This window comes from Camelimonas sp. ID_303_24 (genome assembly GCF_053543495.1).
This window is the reverse complement of record NZ_JBLLJM010000002.1, coordinates 86,649-102,538: the sequence shown is the minus strand read 5'-3', so window position 1 is coordinate 102,538 and position 15,890 is coordinate 86,649. Positions and strand designations below refer to the sequence as shown.

The window sequence follows — 15,890 nt, the reverse complement described above, 5'->3', positions numbered from 1 at the left end:
GCGCATGGTGCGGGCGGAGGGACTCGAACCCCCACGAGGTTAGTCACTGGAACCTAAATCCAGCGCGTCTACCAATTCCGCCACGCCCGCCCGCGACACGCCATGAAAGGCCGCCCTCTCAGGCCGAGGTCGCGGCTCTATATCACGCGTTGCGGATAACGCACCAAAAAAATACCCTGCCGCCGGGCTGCGGACAGCCTGACGCCGGATGCCCCGATCTCTAATCCACATAAAGCGCCCTGTGAACCACTCCGTGTTCTGCAAGCCGCCCTTTTTTGCGATTATGCGTCTGTTTCGAACCTCCAGACCCGCACAGGCAGGCAACAGGATGTCCAACGCTTTCTCCCGACGCCCGTCAGACCCAGGCCGCCGCCGGTTTTGCGCTGGCTTCGCCGCCACCCTGCTGGCGATTCCATGCGCCGCTTCGCCGGCGGGCGCACAGACACAGAACAGGGAGCTGGCGACGGCGAAGGCGGCAATCCGGCTGCGCGCCGCCCCTGGCAAGCTGCGGCTGAAGCCGGAGCCAGCTACGGAAACGGCAATACTCGGTTTCAATGACCTTGTCCCCGGCCCCCTGCTGCGGGCGCGCCAGGGCGAAACGCTCGCCGTCGAACTGTCAAACGCCCTGGACGAGCCGCTTTCTCTGCACTGGCATGGCGCGGGCGCGCCCAACGCCCTCGACGGCGTCGCAGGGCTTACCGGGCCGGCAATTGCGCCGGGCGAAACCCGGACCCTCAGCTTCACGGCGCGCCACGCCGGCCTGTCCTGGTACCGGCCCATGCGCATCGGCGCTGTCGGCCGCCAGACGGAAAGCGGCCTCTATGGCGCGCTGATCGTTGACGAACCCGACCCTCCGGCGGTCGCGAAGGACCTCCTGCTCACCCTTGATGACTGGGCCCTGACCGACGGGGGCCAGCTCCGGCCGGATTTCGACGCGGTCGCCGCCCGCGCCGGCGCCGGGCGTCTCGGCAACTGGCTTACGCTCAACTCTTCCGCGCCGCCCGGGCGCGTCAGCGTCGCGCCAGGCGCGCGGCTGCGCCTGCGCCTGCTGAACGCCGCCAACGCCCGCACATTCGCCCTGCACTTCAGCGGCCTCGCCGTGCATGTCATCGGCGTCGACGGCCGCCCGTCAGCCCTGTTCACGCCCGCCCGCGACAGCCTGACCCTGCTGCCGGGCGGGCGCTATGACCTGATCGTCGAGGCGCCGGCGCAGGCAGGCGCTGAAGGCGTCTTGCGGGTGCTGCTTGGCCAGGCCAATGCGGGCGCGCCATTGCTGGTCGTGTCGGCGACAGATGCGCCGCCCGCACCTGCCGCGGGGCCTGTCGCCGCCCTGCCCGCCAGCGATCTGCCGGAAGCAATCCGGCTACAGGATGCGGCGCGCGCCACCCTGACGCTGGCCGGCGGCGCCACTCCTGGCGCGTCGGAAACCGGCGCGCGCTTCACGGACCCAGGGCGCATCTGGACCATCAATGGCGTCTCCTGGCCCGACGCCGGGCGCAAACCGGCGTTCAGCGTCCGCTCGGGTCGCCCCGTGACGCTCGAACTGAAAAATGCGACGCCCTGGATGCAGACCCTGCATATCCACGGGAGCCATGTGCGGCGGCTACACAATCTGGATGATGGCTGGGAGCCGTACTGGCTCGACGTCATCGCCATCCCCGCCAACCAGACGTCGCGCGTGGCGTTTGTCGCTGGCGAGGCCGGCAGATGGCTGATTGGCTCGTCCAACGCCGAACGGCTCGATGGCGGCATGGCCACATGGTTTGAGGTGACCTGACCCTTCCCCCGCCATTCAGCGCACAGCAGAAAGGCTGGCGCCGGGCCAGCCTTTCGAAGAATCAGGGCGCTGCCTGCCGGGGACTTTCCCCGCCGGCCAGCGCTGCGTCGCGCAACGGCTGCCTCCGGGCGCGTCAGAAGCCGCCGCCAACCCCCATGCCGCCGCTACCGTTCATCATTGGCCGCACGCCGGTGCCGAAGTTGCGCACTTCGCGTCCCACGCCGGTCATGTCGATATCGTCCCGCTCGATCTTGCGCATGGGCGCATTGAGGCCACCCGTGGCGCCAGTAGACCGGGTGGCGGCCCTTGCGCCGCCTTTGGCTTTTGGCGACGGCTTGACATCCGCCGGAGCCTCCCAGTCAGGAGTGGCCGGAACTTGCTGCGCGAACGCGGCCGGCGCCAGCGCCAGCACGCCAACCGCAACGGTGACCGTGGACAGGCCGCGAACATAGCCGCGAACATACTTGGAAATAGACATACCCAGCTCCTGAACTCCGCGCTGGCCGCCACGCGCCATCCTGAATGGCCGCAGATCAACGAACGCCAGACCTTACCGGCGCGCCAGCACGGCCGGCGGAACCCAACCGCCGCGTTCAACTCAATCAATGTGTCAGGAGAATAGCGCGAAAATGGCGCTCCCGACCAGCCCGGCCATGGCCACCGCGCCTTGCGCCAGCAATGTCGCGCCGGTGGCGGCCAGCGCCGGCTGTCGCCAAAAGCACTGGCCGCAAGCCATTTTCAGGCATTCGCCATCCACGCGGCGGGGAGGCATCAATGTGTGCAAACGCACATCCGCGGGCTGCTCAGGCCAGATGCGCCTGTGGCGGCAACCGCTGCAGCACCGCGGGAACCTGTTCTGGCAGATCCTCGGCAATCAGGCCCGGTCCGAATGTCTGCGCCGCCGCCCCATGAATCCACACCGCCGCCGCCGCGGCCTCAAAGCCCGGCATTCCCTGGGCCAGCAAACCGCCCACGAGCCCGGAGAGCACATCGCCAGAACCGGCGGTGCCAAGCCAGGGCGGCGCATTGTCGTTGATGGCCACCCGCCCATCCGGCGCGGCAATCACCGTATCAGCCCCCTTAAGCACGAGGACGGAGCCGACCAGGCGCGCCGCCGCCACGGCCCGCTCATATTTCGCGCCGGCGTCCATCACCCCCGCCACATCGCCGAACACCCGGGCGAATTCACCATCGTGCGGCGTCATCACCACGGGCGCGCCGCCGCCCGCCGCAACCACAGCCGCCAGTCGCTCCGGGGCGCCGGCGAAACAGCTGATGGCGTCGGCGTCAATAACCAGCGCCCGCCGCCGCAGCAGCGTCGCCTCCACCCGCGCCGCCAGCTCTGGCCCCACGCCGCCCGCCGGGCCGAGGATCACCGCATTGAAGCGGGCATCGTCCAGCAGCCGCGCGAAATCGCCGGCGCTTTCCGCCTCGCGGATCATGACGGCGGTGAGATGCGCCGCGTGCACCCGGCATGCCTCAGGCCCGGCCGCGACTGTCACCAGCCCGGCGCCGACGCGCAGGGCGCTGCGGGCGGCGAGCCGGATCGCGCCCGTCGACAACGGGCCGCCGGAACCGCACAGCACATGGCCGCGCCGGTACTTGTGCGCCTCCAGCGACGGCGCCGGAAAATACGCCCGCCACAGATCCGGCGAATTGCGGAAAATCCCGCCCGCCACACGGGCGATGGTTTCCGGCGCGATGCCAATATCAATACAGCTCACCGCGCCGGACAGCACCCGCCCGGGCAGCAACAGATGCCCCGGCTTGCGGGCTGCGAACGTCACGGTGGCGGCGGCGCTCACGCTGGCCCCCATCGCCTGGCCGCTGTCGGCGTCAAGCCCACCAGGAACATCAACAGCCAGAACCGGGCAGCCGGCCGCATTAATGCGTTGCGCCATGGCAAGCGCCGCGCCCGCGAGCGGCCGGTTGAGCCCGGCGCCGAACAGCGCCTCGATCACCAGGCCATAACCAGCAAGGCAGGCGTCCGCGGCGACCGCCACTCCATTGCCACTGGCCCAGTCTGTGGCCGCCTGAATGGCGTCGGCGGCGACCGGAGGCCCCAGCGGCGCCATCACGTCGACGTCCCGCCCCTCCGCCTGCAACAGCCGCGCCGCCACATAGCCGTCGCCGCCATTGTTGCCGGTCCCGCAGACCACCAGAATCCGCGCCCCGGGCGCCGCCATGCGGCGCGCCGCCGCGGCAACGCCGCGCCCGGCCCGCAACATCAGTTCGTAGCCCGGCACGCCGCTGGCGATGGTGATCCTGTCAGCTTCCGCCATCCACGACGCCCGCAGCAGATGCTCTCCTGACTGGCCCGGCATTGGCCCCTCCCGTTACGATTCTGCCCGCATCATAAGCGGGACGCCTTGCGCAAACGTGCGCCTCCGCGCAGTGTTTCACCCGAAAACGCCTGCGAAGACGGCCACAGGCGTCCGGGAACGCCCAAAAAGGCGCCATGCGCGCCAGAAAGACGTTCCCGGGACGGCGTCTGGGCCACCATGCGGACCCACGAAGCCGTTCGTGCGAAATTGACTATTTTTTAGGCGCAAAACGCCCACGAAAGCGGCGCCCAGGACTGAAGCAGGTCAACAAGCCCGTTTCATTCGGACGCCTGCCGGGGCATAAAGCCCTGGACAGCCAGACACGGCCAGTTTTGCAGCCCGGACCCGGCGCCAAGGAGCGAGGCTCATGAAGAAGATCGAGGCGATCATCAAGCCCTTCAAGCTCGATGAGGTGAAGGAAGCGCTGCAGGACATCGGCCTGCAGGGCATCACCGTCATTGAAGCGAAGGGCTTCGGCCGGCAGAAAGGTCACACCGAGCTTTATCGCGGAGCCGAGTATGTCGTCGATTTTCTTCCCAAGGTGAAGATCGAGATCGTCCTCAACGACGACCAGGTCGAACGCGCTGTGGAGGCAATCCGCAACGCCGCCCAGACCGGCCGCATCGGCGACGGCAAGATTTTCGTTTCGACCATCGAGGAAGCCATTCGCATCCGCACCGGCGAAACCGGCGCCGACGCTGTCTGACGCCAGATTTTGGCCCGGCGCCGGACGGCGACGGGCTCCACATTGTATCGCGCGGACCACGGAACGGGTCTGTCGCTCCAGTTGCAGGATAGGGGACTCATGATGACGAAGAGCGCTCAGGATGTGCTCAAGACCATCAAGGAAGAAGACATCAAGTATGTCGACTTCCGCTTTACGGATCCGCGCGGCAAGTGGCAGCATGTGACCTTCGACGTGTCGATGGTCGATGAGGACATGTTCGCCGACGGCACCATGTTCGACGGCTCGTCGATCGCCGGCTGGAAGGCGATCAATGAGTCGGACATGGTGCTGATGCCCGACCCGTCCACCGCCCAGCTCGATCCCTTCTTCGCCGCCCCGACCCTGTCGATCGTCTGCGACGTGCTTGAGCCTGGCACCGGCGAATCCTACAGCCGCGACCCGCGCGGCATCGCCCGCAAGGCAGAGGCCTTCCTCGCCTCCACCGGCATTGGCGACACGGTGTTCATCGGTCCTGAAGCCGAATTCTTCGTCTTCGACGACGTCCGCTTCAAGGCCGACCCGTACAACACCGGCTTCAAGCTCGACTCCTCGGAACTGCCGACCAACGGCGACCGGGAGTATGAAGGCGGCAACATGGGGCACCGCATCCCCACCAAGGGCGGTTACTTCCCCGTGCCGCCGCTGGACAGCTGCCAGGACATGCGCGGCGAAATGCTCGCCGCCATCCAGTCGATGGGCGTCACCGTCGAGAAGCACCACCACGAAGTCGCCTCGGCCCAGCATGAACTTGGCACCAAGTTCAACACGCTGACCCAGACCGGCGACGAGATGCAGATTTACAAGTACTGCATCCACAACGTGGCCAACAGCTACGGCAAGACCGCGACCTTCATGCCGAAGCCCGTGTTCGGCGACAATGGTTCGGGCATGCACGTCCACCTGTCGATCTGGAAGGACGGCAAGCCGGTGTTCGCCGGCAACAAATACGCTGACCTCAGCCAGGAATGCCTGTGGTTCATCGGCGGCATCATCAAGCACGCCAAGGCCCTGAACGCCTTCACCAACCCGTCGACCAACTCCTACAAGCGTCTGGTCCCTGGTTATGAAGCGCCGGTGCTGCTGGCCTATTCGGCCCGCAACCGTTCGGCCTCCTGCCGTATTCCGTGGACCAACAACCCGAAGGCCAAGCGCGTCGAGGTTCGCTTCCCCGATCCGACCGCCAACCCTTACCTGGCGTTCTCCGCCCTGCTGATGGCCGGCCTCGACGGCATCATCAACAAGATCGATCCCGGCCCGGCGATGGACAAGGACCTCTACGACCTGCCGCCGCGCGAGCTGAAGAAGATCCCGACCGTCTGCGGTTCGCTGCGCGAGGCCCTGGACTCCCTGCGCAAGGACAACGCCTTCCTCAAGGCCGGCGACGTCTTCACCCAGGACTTCATCGACAGCTTCATCGAGCTGAAGATGGCCGAGGTGATGCGTTTCGAGATGACCCCGCATCCGGTCGAGTTCGAGATGTACTACTCCTGCTGATCCCAACGGGTGACGCGAACGGAAAGGCCGGGCCCGTCCCGGCCTTTCTGCTTTCTGGAAGCCCATTGGAAACGCATGGCTCCCGGCGACTGGCGCAGGGCGCGCGCGACATCCGGCGTTTTGGCCCGGACCGCCAGGCATGCTATGTTCCGGCCATTCCGGCGCTCCCGCCGGTACGCGATTTCCACCATGTCGTTGCTGTTGGACCAGGTTGGCGGCTGGATCAGGCTTGCGCGGGGATCCCGGTGAATGGGGGTCCCGGTGAATTCTGGCGCAAGCCGGGTATCGCCGCTTTCGTCGTCAGGCGAAATGCTGGCATATTGTCATGAGAACGAATCGGGATCAGATCAGATATATGTCGGACAGGGATGATCTTTTCGGCGGCGGCGCGCTGGCGCGCAAACCGGCTGGCGGCAAGGGCAGCGGCGCCAGAGGCGCCCGGCAGGAAGCCCAGGCGGCGAAACTGGCGCAATCCGTCAAGGCCGGCACACCGGATGAAGCCGGCTACACCGCCGCCGCGATCGAGGTGCTGGAAGGGCTGGAGCCCGTTCGCCGCCGCCCCGGCATGTATATCGGCGGCACCGATGAGAAGGCCCTGCATCACCTGTTCGCCGAGGTCATCGACAACGCCATGGACGAGGCCGTCGCCGGCCACGCGTCGTTCATTGAGGTGGAGCTGGAGGCCGGCGGCTTCATCCGCGTCACCGACAATGGCCGCGGCATCCCGATCGATCCGCACCCCAAATTTCCGGGCAAGTCGGCGCTGGAGGTGATTCTCACCATCCTGCACGCTGGCGGCAAGTTTGATTCGAAGGTTTACGAAACCTCCGGCGGCCTGCACGGCGTCGGCGTGTCGGTGGTCAACGCGCTCTCCGACGTGCTGGAGATCGAGGTGGCGCGCGGGCAGACGCTTTATCGCCAGACCTACAGCCGCGGCCTCCCCCAGACCGACCTGATCACCGTTGGCCGCGTCCAGAACCGTCGCGGCACAACCGTCCGCTTCCATCCCGATGCGGAGATCTTTGGCCCGGATGTCCAGTTCAGCCCGCGTCGTCTGTTCAAGATGGCCCGCTCCAAGGCCTATCTGTTTGGCGGCGTCGAGGTGCGCTGGAAATGCGCGCCGGCGCTGCTGGAGGGCGCTGAAAACGTCCCTGGTGAAGCGATCTTCCGCTTCCCCGGCGGTCTGAAGGACTATCTGGCGCGCGAGATCGACGGGGCCTCCCAGGTGGCCGACCAGCTGTTCTCCGGCAAGATCGAGAAGGACGGCGGCCACGGCTCGGTCGAATGGGCGGTGTCGTGGCTGGCTGACCAGGACGGCTTCATCCACTCATACTGCAATACCATTCCGACCCCCGAAGGCGGCACCCACGAGCAGGGGCTGCGCATGGCGCTGCTGCGCGGCCTGCGCGAGCACGCCGAGCGCATTGGCCAGCAGAAGCGCGCCGCCAACCTCACCGCCGACGACATCATGGCCACCTGCGCCGCCCTGCTCTCGGTGTTCGTCCGCGAGCCGGAATTCCAGGGACAGACCAAGGACAAGCTGGCGACCAGCGAGGCGGTCCGCATCGTCGAAACCGCCGTGCGCGACGCCTTTGATCACTGGCTGGCGGCGGCGCCGCAGCAGGCGTTGCGCCTGCTGGAATGGACCATCGAGCGCTCGGAAGAGCGGATGCGGCGCCGGCAGGAGAAGGAGGTCGCCCGCAAAAGCGCCACCCGCCGCCTGCGCCTGCCAGGCAAGCTCGCCGATTGCACCCTGGCCGGCGCGGCTGGCTCCGAACTGTTCATTGTCGAGGGCGACTCGGCTGGCGGCAGCGCCAAGCAGGCGCGCGACCGGCGCACCCAGGCGGTGCTGCCGTTGCGCGGCAAAATTCTCAACGTGGCCTCCGCCGGCCGCGACAAGCTTGCGGCGAACCAGCAACTGTCGGACCTGTCCCAGGCGCTCGGCTGCGCCGTGGGCGCGCAGTATCGCGACAGCGAACTGCGTTACGACAAGGTCATCATCATGACCGACGCGGACGTTGACGGCGCCCACATCGCATCGCTGCTGATCACCTTCTTCTACCGGCAGATGCCGAAGCTGATCGACAACGGCCATCTCTACCTGGCGGTGCCGCCGCTCTACCGCATCACCTCCGGCAACAAGACGCTCTATGCCCGCGACGAAGCGGAGCGAGACCGGGTCATCGCCCGCGATTTCAAGGGCAAGAAGGTGGATGTCGGCCGGTTCAAGGGCCTTGGCGAGATGATGGCGGCCCAGTTGAAGGAAACCACCATGGACCCGGCCCGACGCACGCTGCTGCGGGTTCAGGTGGAAGACGCGGGCCGTCCACAGACCTCGGACGCCATCGACCGGCTGATGGGCAACAAGCCCGAGGCGCGTTTCGCCTTTATCCAGGAGCGCGCCGCCTTCGCTGATGAAGCGGGCCTCGACATCTGACAGCCAGGAAAGCGCGCGGACCAGCCGCCCTGCCTGCTCCGGCAGGCAATCACGTGGGCTTTTCGACGTCCGGCTGAAAGCGCTGCCTCCGCGTCGGACAGATGACGCATGACGACTGACGGCGGCGCACGCCGCCGTTTCCTTGTTCGCGCAATTGACCGGATGTGACCATCAGGCCGCGAATATTGCCAAACTGGGCCGCTGTTTTGCGATATCCGTTGACAAGACACGGGTTCATACCATAGTCCGCAAGACGCTGCGCCCCTTTGGGTTGCTGGCATCCGGCCAGCGATCTCCTTTTCGCGCCTGTCATTTTGACGGCCCGCAGACGCTCTCAACGGACCCATGGCATTTTCTGACCTCGGCCTCAGCGGCAAAGTCCTTCAAGCGGTTGAAAGCTCCGGCTATACAGAGCCAACGCCCATTCAGGCTGAGGCCATCCCGCATGTTCTGGCGCGCCGCGATGTGCTCGGCATCGCCCAGACCGGAACGGGAAAAACGGCGGCGTTCACCCTGCCCATGCTCACCCTGCTGGAAACCGGCCGGGCCCGCGCGCGCATGCCGCGCACCCTCATCCTGGAGCCGACGCGCGAGCTGGCGGCGCAGGTGGAGGAGAGCTTCATCAAATACGGCGTCCACCACAAGCTGAACGTCGCGCTGCTGATTGGCGGCGTGTCCTTCGCCGATCAGGACGCCAAGATTACCCGCGGCGTTGACGTGCTGATCGCCACGCCTGGCCGTTTGCTCGACCATTTCGAGCGCGGCAAACTGCTGTTGAGCGGCATTGAGGTGCTGGTCATCGATGAAGCCGACCGCATGCTCGACATGGGCTTCATCCCGGATATCGAACGCATCTGCAAAATGGTGCCGTTCACCCGGCAGACCCTGTTTTTCTCGGCCACCATGCCGCCGGAAATCCAGAACCTTGTCGACAATTTCCTCAGCAATCCGGCGCGCGTCGAGGTGGCCCGCGCCTCCTCCACCGCCAGCACCATCACCCAGCTGGCCGTGGCCTCCGGCTCCGATGCGCCGCAGAAGCGCAAGACCCTGCGCCGCTTGATTCGCGACGCCGACGAGCTGAAAAACGGCATCATCTTCTGCAACCGCAAGCGCGACGTCGCCGTGGTGCAGCGCTCGCTGGAGAAGCACGGCTTTTCCGTCGTCGCCCTGCACGGCGACATGGACCAGCGCTCGCGCATGCAGGCGCTGGACCGTTTCCGCAACAATAACGTGCAATTGCTGGTCGCCAGCGATGTCGCCGCACGCGGCCTCGACATCCCTGACGTGAGCCACGTGTTCAACTATGACACGCCGCATCACGCCGAGGACTATGTCCACCGCATCGGTCGCACCGGCCGCGCCGGCCGCAAGGGCACCGCTTACACCATCATCACCCCCGATGACTCGAAGAGCGCCGCCGCAATCGTCGCCATGACGGGCAAGGACTTCGAGTGGCTGGGCCTCTCGCTTGAGGAATCCGGAATCGCCAGCGAGGACGACGGCGGTTCACGCGACCGTCGCCACGACCGCCGGCGCGGCAAGGACAGCAGGGACGGCAAGCGCGGCCGCGACGGTCGCCGCCGCGAGGGCGAGGCTGACGAGCCGCAGGCTGCCCGGCAGCATGCGCCGCGTGAAGAGCGGCAACGTGACGAGCGCCCGCCGCAGGAGCGGCAGCCAGATGAGCGGCAGGAGCCGCGTCGGCAGGACAACCGGCAGCAGGAGCCGCGCCAGGATAGCTCGCGGAACCAGGACGCCGCGCGAGACTATCATGGGGATGCGCGGCGCGACGCACGCAACGCCGGCCGCAATGGCCAGCGCGACGACCGTCGCGGACGCAACCGCCAGGAACGCGACGAGCCGTCGCCGCCCGGTTTCGGCGAACATACGCCAGCGTTCATGTTGGTGAAGGCAACGACCAAACGTCGCGCCGGCAAGCCGGCTGAAGCGCAGGTAGCTGAGCCCCGACGTGAGGCCGGGCCGGTCACGCCCGTGGCGATCATGCCTGCAACCAGCCTGCAGGCTGCGGCGAAAGAGCCGCGCGAGGAAGCGCGCTCCCAGAAAGCCCAGGATCAGGATACCCGGACCCAGGATAACCGGATCCAGGACGCCCAAACTGGAGAGCGCGGCGAGCGCAAGCGGCGTGATCGCCGGCGTCGCGGCGGCCGCAAGGACAATGGGCCGGCGACGGACGTCGCCGACGCGGCGGCTGACGCCAACGCGGTTGTTGCCCAGCCTGAAGCTCCCGCCGTCGCGGAAGCTCCGGCAGCAGCAGTAACGCAGGTTGCAGCTGCTCCGGCAGCCGCGCCAGCTGTGGTAGAACCCACGGCGGCGAAGACAGCTGAAGCTGAGGCGACTGAGGAGAAGCCGAAGCGCAAGCGCGCGCCCCGCAAGGCTGCCCCCAAGACCGCGGAAAACGCGCCAGAAGCCGCATCTGACGTCGGGATGACCGCCGCCGCCACGGCTGAAGCCGAAACGCCCGCCCCCAAACCGGGCCGCGCACGCAGCCGCAAGACGGCGATCGCACAGGATGTTGCTGCAGCGGCGGTTGTGGACGCCCCTGCCGTCGATGCGTCGCCGGCTGCCGAAGCAGCCCCTGTGAAGAAGCGGGCGCCGCGCAAGGCCGCTGCAGACAGCAAGGCCGCCGCCGACACGACTGCCGACAGCAAGGCTCCGGCCCCCAGGAAAACGACGTCGCGCAAGAAGGCGGTGGTCGAGGCTGAAGCCACTGAAGCAGCGGCCCCAGAACCAGCGGCCGGCGTCGAAACGGACGGCGCAAAGACGGCGCGCCCGGCGCGCACCCGCACCCGCCGCAGCGCCCGCGCGTCCCGTGGCGCCGATTCCCCGGCGGGCGAGGATGCTGACGTCTGATTACGAAAAGGCCACCGCCCCGGCGGTCGTCTCGCTCTTTCCGACAAGAAAGCCGCCCGGCGCATACCGGGCGGCTTTTTTTTGCACGTATTCCCATGCAGGCAACTCTGCGCAGCTATCTGGCCGCAAAGCCGCCGGATACGGCCCGGGAGCGCCGCAGGGCGCGATCAGCCACCGCACCTCCTGGAGCCGGATGTGGACCGACCTCCGGATCCCTGATCCCCCAAAAATGCAGATGCCCGCAAAGCTGCGGGCATCAACATCAGTCCGTTCCCTGGAACGCGCTCAGGAAGAAACGCTGAACCGCGAGCCGCCGTAGCCGGCTTCCTCTGGGATATGCAGGTGCACGCCTTCATCGGATTTCTTCAACACTGGCAGCACCGTAACAATATTGTCGGCGCGCGTGGCGGCGAAGGCCTCGTCGGCGCTCCGGTATCTGGCCATCTTGAACAGGTTGCGTTCGGTCGGGAAGATCACCGTGTACTTGCCGGAAGCCGCGCCATCCAGCGCCTCCTGAGCCGTCAGCCACACAGAATCGACTGCCTCATGCCCATCGTGCAGGGCAAGCTGGTCATCCGGCGCGACCGCGAGGAAGAACCAGGTGTCGAAACGCTTGGGCATGCCTTCCGGCGTGATCCAGTGCGCATACGGAATCATGACGTCCGTCGCCAGCACCAGACCTTCCTGCAACAGCAGATCGTGGAACGACAGCGAGCCATCGTTGAGGCCCGCGCGCCATTTCTGCTCGATCGGGGCCAGCTCAGCCGCCGGCAGCAAACCGGCCGCGCCTGGGCGGCGGGCCAGCAGCACGCCGCACTCCTCGAACGATTCACGGATTGCCGCGATGCGGAAGGCCAGCAATTCCACGTCGCTGACGCCGCAGGGCGCGTACAGCCCGGAATTGGCGGCGACGGCCTCATCAGCCTTGTCCAGACTGCCGCCCGGGAAAACCAGGGCGCCAGAGGCGAAATCGATCTGGTGATGGCGCACGACCATGAAGGTTTCAACGCCGTCGGGACGATCGCGCAACAGCACGACCGTCGCCGCCTTGCGGAACCGGGACGGTCCGCCGCCTTCGAGCGTCTTCAGCAGCGCCGCATCGTGGGATTTGTTGGGTGAGTTTGATGTCGTCATGACATCAGGATTGCCGGTTTTCGGCAGGTACGCAACGGTACTGCCGGCATGAAAACGACCCAGCCCGCGCTTTTTCCGCATGGCTGGCTCACGCCAGCGCCGCGACCCTTCCTAGCGGGCCGCGCCCGCCTGACCCGCCGCGCCAGCCGGGACGATGGACACCGATTCGCCGCACCCACAGGCTGAGATCTGATTCGGATTATTGAAGACAAACTGCGATGACAAACGGTCGGTTTTGAAATCCATCTCGGTCCCCAGCAGGAACATGACTGCGCCGGGATCGACAAAGATGCGCACGCCCTTGTCCTCAACCATCTCATCTTTGGGGTTGATGTCGCGGGCATAGTCCATGGTGTATTCCATGCCGGCGCAACCGCCCTTGCGCACGCCAACCCGCACCCCGGCGATAGGATCAGATGAATTGGCCATGATCTCGCGCACGCGCGCCGCCGCGGCGTCGGAAATCTTCATAATCTGCATGGGCGAAGCGGTACTGGCCATCTTTTCTGAACCTTTGCCTGCGCGGGCGGCGGGAACGCGAGCCCCCGCGCATCCCTCAAGATAGGAAACCAGGGGCGCTTCGTCCAGGGGAGACAGCAAACAGCCGCAAGCAGCCCAAAAAGGGGATGACCTGCAGGCCGCCCCAAGGGCGCGCAAAGGGGCGGCGCAAGGCGGCGAATGTGCTATGGCGTGCTGAACGCGCGCGCGGGACAGGCGAACCGTCCCGGCCCGCCCCTTTTTCAGAGTTTGAGATCAGGCGCACCATCCGAATGACCGCTTCCGTTTCGCCCGCGCCAACGGCGCCCCGTCCCGTTCATGTCATTGGCGGCGGCCTTGCCGGCAGCGAAGCCGCCTGGCGCCTGGCCAATGCCGGCGTGCCGGTCGTGCTGCACGAGATGCGCCCGGAGCGCGGCACCGACGCCCATCACACCGAGCAGCTTGCGGAGCTGGTCTGCTCAAACTCGTTCCGCTCCGACGACGCCAACGCCAACGCCGTTGGCCTGCTCCACCAGGAAATGCGCACGCTTGGCTCGCTGGTCATGGCCGCCGCCGACGCCCACATGGTGCCGGCCGGCGGCGCACTGGCGGTGGATCGCGACGGCTTCGCCGCCCGGGTCACCGCACAGATCATGGCCCACCCGCTCATCACCGTGCAGCGCGGCGAAATCGCCGGCCTGCCTCCGGCTGAGTGGGACGACGTAATCGTCGCCACCGGCCCGCTGACTTCCCCGGCGCTGGCCGAAGCCATCCGGGAGCTGTCTGGCGCTGAATCCCTCGCCTTTTTTGACGCCATCGCCCCCATCGTGCATCGCGACAGCATCGACATGGACAAGGCCTGGTTCCAGTCGCGCTACGACAAGGCAGGCCCTGGCGGCACCGGCGCCGATTACATCAACTGCCCGATGGATCAGGACCAGTACAACGCCTTCATCGACGGCCTGGTCAATGGTGAGAAAACCTCGTTCAAGGAATGGGAGGCCAACACCCCCTATTTTGACGGCTGCCTGCCAATCGAGGTCATGGCCGAGCGCGGCCGCGAGACCCTGCGCCATGGGCCGATGAAGCCTGTTGGCCTGACCAACGCCCATAACCCCACCGTCAAGCCCTACGCCATCGTCCAGCTCCGTCAGGACAACGCCCTCGGCACGCTCTACAATCTCGTCGGCTTCCAGACCAAGCTGAAGCATGGCGCCCAGACGGCCCTGTTTCGCACCATTCCGGGGCTGGAGAACGCTGAATTCGCCCGCCTCGGCGGCCTGCACCGCAACACTTATCTCAATTCGCCGCGCCTGCTCGACGGCCAGCTTCGCCTCAAGGCGCAGCCACGCCTGCGTTTCGCCGGGCAAATCACTGGCTGCGAGGGCTATGTGGAAAGCGCCGCCATCGGCATTTTCACCGGCATGGCCGCCGCCGCCGCGCGCCTGGGCCAGGACTTCGCGCCGCCGCCGTCAACCACGGCCCTGGGCGCCCTGGTTGGCCACATTACCGGCGGACATATCGCCGCCGATGAGGAAGGCGCGCCGCGCTCCTTCCAGCCGATGAATGTCAATTTCGGACTGTTTCCACCGCTGACCGAACCGCTGCGCAATACCAGCGGCAAACGTATGCGCGGCAAGGAGAAGGCGGCCGCCAGGAAGCAGGCGCTAACCGACCGGGCAAGGGCCGACCTTGCCGCCTGGATCGCGCGTGGGCATGTGTGACGCCTAACCTGTGTCGCCGGCCCCGATGCTGGCCCTGACGCCAACCCTGGGCTAGCGCCCCCAGGCGCCGCGCGAAGCCCGCCAGATGCGCCATTGCCGCCGCCATTGCGGCGGCTCCAGCACCTCGGTGAATGGTTGCCAGCCCGGCTGGCCCACGCGGCGCAGGTACAGCGGCGTCGTCGCCACGGGCAGAAACGCCGCGCGCACCGTCTTGGGGCTGGCGGCGAGCGCATGGCGGAAGGCGTCATAGTGCTTCTGCGCCAGCCCACGCATGTCGGCCAGGGCCGCCCGCACGGCCGGCGTATCGCGCCCCTGGACGATATCCTCCCGGCTGGCCCCATGCCGCGCCAGCAGATCGGCGGGAACGAAAACCTGGCCAAGCCGCGCGCTCCACGGCAACGACCGTAACAGGCCGGCCACGCCAAGGGCGACGCCGCCATGACCCGGCGCATCGCCGCCGCCGCTATCGCCGCCATCGGCGACAATCAGGCTGGCGAGCCGCAGCAGAACGGATGACGTCTCGCCGCAATAACCTTCGAGGCTGGATACCGAGGGCATGGGATCGTCGTAGAGGTCGAAGGTGCGGGCGTCGAGCAGGTCGAGGAACACCTTCTGAGGCAACCGGTAGCGGGCAATCACGTCGAGCAGGGCCGCCGCCACGGGGTTGCCCGAGACATCGCCCCGCCCCTCGCCCATGACCACGTCGCGCCACCATTGCAGCCGGATCTCACCGGCCAGCGGCTGCTTCACCACATCGCGAATCCGCCCGACTTCATGGGCAAACGCGTAAAGCGCGAACAGCGCCGGCTGCGCCGGCTGCGGCGCCAGCAACGTCGCCAGATAGCGGTCGCTTTCGCCAGAGCGGGTCAACTGCTGGCAATACTGGTAGGCGTCAGCCAGACGCGCGTCGGGGCTGCTGTCAGCCATC

10 protein-coding genes, 1 tRNA gene and 1 pseudogene are annotated in these 15,890 nt (G+C 66.9%); 6 read left to right on the top strand and 6 right to left on the bottom strand.

Translation table 11 applies throughout. The features are described from left to right. Positions 1–5: 5 nt before the first annotated feature. Positions 6–90, bottom strand: a tRNA-Leu gene (locus tag ACERNI_RS01025). 238 nt (positions 91–328) lie between these two features. Here ACERNI_RS01025 and ACERNI_RS01020 point away from each other — a divergent pair. Beyond that, positions 329–1,777, top strand: coding sequence for a multicopper oxidase family protein (locus ACERNI_RS01020; RefSeq protein WP_448831414.1), 1,449 nt, complete (start codon positions 329–331; stop codon positions 1,775–1,777). 133 nt (positions 1,778–1,910) lie between these two features. Here ACERNI_RS01020 and ACERNI_RS01015 read toward each other — a convergent pair whose 3' ends face one another. After that, positions 1,911–2,255, bottom strand: coding sequence for a hypothetical protein (locus ACERNI_RS01015; RefSeq protein ID WP_448831413.1), 345 nt, complete (start codon positions 2,253–2,255; stop codon positions 1,911–1,913). Between the two features lie 325 nt (positions 2,256–2,580). Next, entirely contained in the window at positions 2,581–4,101 is a 1,521-nt protein-coding gene (locus ACERNI_RS01010) for an NAD(P)H-hydrate dehydratase (protein ID WP_448831412.1), read from the bottom strand. 367 nt (positions 4,102–4,468) lie between these two features. On the opposite strand from ACERNI_RS01010, the gene ACERNI_RS01005 reads away from it, so the two are divergent. The 4 genes and pseudogenes from ACERNI_RS01005 to ACERNI_RS00990 all read left to right on the top strand — a co-directional run. Then, on the top strand, positions 4,469–4,807 hold the full coding sequence (locus tag ACERNI_RS01005) for a P-II family nitrogen regulator (protein WP_132005645.1): 339 nt from the start codon (positions 4,469–4,471) through the stop codon (positions 4,805–4,807). 102 nt (positions 4,808–4,909) lie between these two features. Further along, complete coding sequence (glnA, locus tag ACERNI_RS01000; RefSeq protein ID WP_448831789.1) at positions 4,910–6,322, top strand: type I glutamate--ammonia ligase; 1,413 nt, start codon at positions 4,910–4,912, stop codon at positions 6,320–6,322. A gap of 355 nt (positions 6,323–6,677) precedes the next feature. After that, positions 6,678–8,759 carry a DNA topoisomerase IV subunit B gene (gene parE, locus ACERNI_RS00995; RefSeq protein ID WP_448831411.1) on the top strand — a complete coding sequence of 694 codons (2,082 nt, stop codon included), beginning with the start codon at positions 6,678–6,680 and terminating at the stop codon, positions 8,757–8,759. 345 nt (positions 8,760–9,104) lie between these two features. Further along, positions 9,105–10,146, top strand: a pseudogene (locus ACERNI_RS00990) (DEAD/DEAH box helicase); the annotation flags it as partial. Between the two features lie 1,766 nt (positions 10,147–11,912). Here ACERNI_RS00990 and ACERNI_RS00985 read toward each other — a convergent pair. Next, positions 11,913–12,761 carry an NUDIX hydrolase gene (locus ACERNI_RS00985; RefSeq protein ID WP_448831410.1) on the bottom strand — a complete coding sequence of 283 codons (849 nt, stop codon included), beginning with the start codon at positions 12,759–12,761 and terminating at the stop codon, positions 11,913–11,915. Positions 12,762–12,872: 111 nt separating this feature from the next. After that, positions 12,873–13,262 carry a HesB/IscA family protein gene (locus ACERNI_RS00980; protein WP_448831409.1) on the bottom strand — a complete coding sequence of 130 codons (390 nt, stop codon included), beginning with the start codon at positions 13,260–13,262 and terminating at the stop codon, positions 12,873–12,875. A gap of 269 nt (positions 13,263–13,531) precedes the next feature. On the opposite strand from ACERNI_RS00980, the gene trmFO reads away from it, so the two are divergent. After that, positions 13,532–14,962 carry a methylenetetrahydrofolate--tRNA-(uracil(54)-C(5))-methyltransferase (FADH(2)-oxidizing) TrmFO gene (gene trmFO / locus ACERNI_RS00975; protein WP_448831408.1) on the top strand — a complete coding sequence of 477 codons (1,431 nt, stop codon included), beginning with the start codon at positions 13,532–13,534 and terminating at the stop codon, positions 14,960–14,962. Between the two features lie 51 nt (positions 14,963–15,013). Here trmFO and ACERNI_RS00970 read toward each other — a convergent pair whose 3' ends face one another. Continuing rightward, entirely contained in the window at positions 15,014–15,889 is an 876-nt protein-coding gene (locus tag ACERNI_RS00970; RefSeq protein ID WP_448831407.1) for a phytoene/squalene synthase family protein, read from the bottom strand. Between the last annotated feature and the right edge of the window lies 1 nt (position 15,890).

Excerpts from the sequence above, each read along its gene's own strand:
- trmFO (WP_448831408.1), top strand. The coding sequence starts at position 13,532 with ATGACCGCTTCCGTTTCGCCCGCGCCAACGGCGCCCCGTCCCGTTCAT.
- ACERNI_RS00970 (WP_448831407.1), bottom strand. The coding sequence starts at position 15,889 with ATGGCTGACAGCAGCCCCGACGCGCGTCTGGCTGACGCCTACCAGTAT.
- ACERNI_RS00985 (WP_448831410.1), bottom strand. The coding sequence starts at position 12,761 with ATGACGACATCAAACTCACCCAACAAATCCCACGATGCGGCGCTGCTG.
- ACERNI_RS01010 (WP_448831412.1), bottom strand. The coding sequence starts at position 4,101 with ATGCCGGGCCAGTCAGGAGAGCATCTGCTGCGGGCGTCGTGGATGGCG.
- ACERNI_RS01015 (WP_448831413.1), bottom strand. The coding sequence starts at position 2,255 with ATGTCTATTTCCAAGTATGTTCGCGGCTATGTTCGCGGCCTGTCCACG.
- glnA (WP_448831789.1), top strand. The coding sequence starts at position 4,910 with ATGACGAAGAGCGCTCAGGATGTGCTCAAGACCATCAAGGAAGAAGAC.
- ACERNI_RS00980 (WP_448831409.1), bottom strand. The coding sequence starts at position 13,262 with ATGGCCAGTACCGCTTCGCCCATGCAGATTATGAAGATTTCCGACGCC.
- ACERNI_RS01005 (WP_132005645.1), top strand. The coding sequence starts at position 4,469 with ATGAAGAAGATCGAGGCGATCATCAAGCCCTTCAAGCTCGATGAGGTG.
- ACERNI_RS01020 (WP_448831414.1), top strand. The coding sequence starts at position 329 with ATGTCCAACGCTTTCTCCCGACGCCCGTCAGACCCAGGCCGCCGCCGG.
- parE (WP_448831411.1), top strand. The coding sequence starts at position 6,678 with ATGTCGGACAGGGATGATCTTTTCGGCGGCGGCGCGCTGGCGCGCAAA.